General features: G+C 58.9%; 2 protein-coding genes and 1 pseudogene. All 3 read left to right on the forward strand.

The window, feature by feature from the left end; genetic code table 11:
* Positions 1 to 193 (forward strand): annotated as a pseudogene (locus EOA49_RS33205) (cell filamentation protein Fic); the annotation flags it as partial.
* A 220-nt stretch (positions 194 to 413) separates the two neighbouring features.
* Positions 414 to 1,298 carry a zincin-like metallopeptidase domain-containing protein gene (locus EOA49_RS31445; RefSeq protein WP_127241537.1) on the forward strand — a complete coding sequence of 295 codons (885 nt, stop codon included), beginning with the start codon at positions 414 to 416 and terminating at the stop codon, positions 1,296 to 1,298.
* Positions 1,299 to 1,747: 449 nt separating this feature from the next.
* Positions 1,748 to 2,501: AAA family ATPase (locus tag EOA49_RS31450; protein ID WP_164749369.1), on the forward strand; the 754-nt coding region annotated here is incomplete at its 3' end.

Below are 2,501 nucleotides of genomic sequence, written 5' to 3' on the forward strand. Positions count from 1 at the left end.
CGAGGCGGTTATCCCCCCCACCGCCAGATCGGTCTTTTCCCGCCTCAGCCGCGATCCGCAGGACATCCAGGCACAGTCGCGGTCGGAAAGGGCCGAAGCATCACAGCAGCATTCCGGCGCCGCGTTGAAGGCAATCGAGGCTGATATGGCGGCGCAGCGCGCGAGAGAGCGCGACGACGACCGCGAGCGATGACGGCGATCGTCGCCTACAAGTTGCTCATGGCGCCGTAGCAGCCGCAGGTGTCCATGCTTTGGCCGTCTCCGTCCGTTGGGTGATTTGACGGACAAGCTACGATAGCCCCTCCCCCACGCAACCGCTTCGCGGTCCTCCTCTACCGTTTCGGCCCTTCGGGTGCGTGGGCTCGTTTCGGCTATCTCCGTTCCCTGCCGTCAACCAACGGATGGAGACGGCCATGCAGAGCATCAAGGACAATTACCAGCGCATCACGGATACCATTGTCGAGCAGCTTGGGGCCGGCACCAAGCCTTGGATTCGCCCCTGGCGCGGCAATGCCCGCCGCTCACTGACCCCGCGCCGCGCAACCGGCGAAGCCTACCGCGGCATCAACGTCCTGATGTTGTGGGTCGCCGGTCAGACGTTCGGCTACGAGGAAAATACCTGGATGACCTATCGGCAAGCGCAGGATCTCGGCGCTCAGGTCCGCAAGGGCGAGAAAGGCACGCTCGTCGTCAAATACGGCACGTTCACCCCAAAGGACCACGAGGACGATGAGGACCGCGCCATTCCGTATCTGAAGGGCTATACCGTCTTCAATGTCGAGCAGATCGACAGCCTTCCCGACCAGTTTTTCAGCCCGGCCGAGGAGCTGCCGACGTCTCCGGTTCCACACATCGACACCGTCGAGGCCTTCGTCGGAAATACCCGCGCGAAGGTCAGTTATGGCGGCACGAAAGCCTGCTATCGGCCTTCCATCGACGACATTCTCATGCCGGACCGCGAGCGGTTTGACAGCGAGGTCCATCTTTATTCGACCCTGTTGCACGAGCTTGCACATTTTTCGGGGGCTAAGCATCGCCTTGACCGGGATCTGACCGGTCGGTTCGGCAATGAAGCATACGCGATGGAAGAGTGCATAGCGGAATGTACCGCGGCCTTTTTATGCGCCGATCTTGGCGTAGACCATGATCCGCGGGACAATACCGCCGCCTACTTGGCGAGCTGGGTGGCCGTGCTAAAAAATGATAAGCGCGCGATCATCACGGCGGCTGCCAAGGCGCAGGTTGCCGCCGATTATCTCACGGCCCTCCAACCGGGAGCCGGACTGACAGCTGCCTAATGCAGTAGGCTCCAGTCTTTGCGTTTGACCGATCGACGGGCAGAGCTGCCCGTCGATGATCTTAAGGCACAGGGACGCCGGTCAAGACACGGCTTGCCGCCGTGTAGCGGTCGCCTTGACGGCCGGTTTTGCGGACCTAAAGCGAAGTGTCGGCAAAGACGCGATTGATCGGCCAAAGCGCCAGATGATGTGTGCAACTCATGGAGATCACATCACGATTGTGATCAGTGGCGCGGGTTTACTAAAGTAAACTCCAGAGCCCATGGGAACGATTCGCAGAACTGCGCCGCCAAGTGTTCCACGTGAAAGTTTACGGCAGTAAACCGGCATTGCGCGAATCGACGTTAACCTTTTGTTAACATTAAATTCCTTGTCGTACCACTCGAATCAGAGCTAAATGCGCTTTCTAAGCGAATACAACGGAAATTCGCATTTTGGAATTCGCAACGATGAATATCGCACCCACGTTCACAAGCGCTCTCGCCGACTTCGACGAACTGATCCTGAAGCAGGGCGGCGAATTGTCAAGGAGGCTGCAGAAGCATCGGCTCGACAGCTTTCCGCCTGACGCGAAGAAGACCCTTCGTGCCTTCCAGCTTTCGGAGGCCGCCAGCTATCTGGGCATTAGTTCGGGACACCTGAAGAACTTGTCCCTGGAGGGCAAGGGGCCGCAGCCGGCGGTCACATCGACGGGGCGTCGCTCCTATACAGCCGCGCAAATGCTCGAGATGCGGCATTGGCTGGACAGAAACGGACGGTCGGACGTGAAGAAGTACGTTCCCCACCGCCGCGGAACAGAACACCTTCAGATTATTGCTGTTGTGAATTTCAAAGGCGGCTCCGGCAAAACAACGACGGCAGCCCATCTCGGACAGCACCTCGCTCTGACAGGGCATCGGGTGCTTGCGATCGATCTGGATCCGCAGGCATCACTTTCTGCCCTGCATGGGTTCCAGCCAGAAGTCGATCAGGACGAAAGCCTATACGAAGCTCTTCGTTACGACGACCATCGGAAGCCGCTGTCCGTGCTCATAAAGGCGACGAACTTACCTGGGCTCGATATCGTGCCGGCAGCGCTTGAGTTGCAGGAGTTCGAGTACGACACGCCCCTTATCCTCGCCGAAAAAGGAACGCGTGATCTTGGGCGGGTGTTTTTCACGAGGTTGGACTCAGCGCTTGCAGAGGTCCAGGACCGCTATGATG

Source organism: Mesorhizobium sp. M1A.F.Ca.IN.020.04.1.1, assembly GCF_003997315.1.
Lineage (GTDB): Bacteria > Pseudomonadota > Alphaproteobacteria > Rhizobiales > Rhizobiaceae > Mesorhizobium.

Coding starts and splice junctions, on each gene's coding strand:
- EOA49_RS31445 (WP_127241537.1), top strand. CDS start 414: ATGCAGAGCATCAAGGACAATTACCAGCGCATCACGGATACCATTGTC.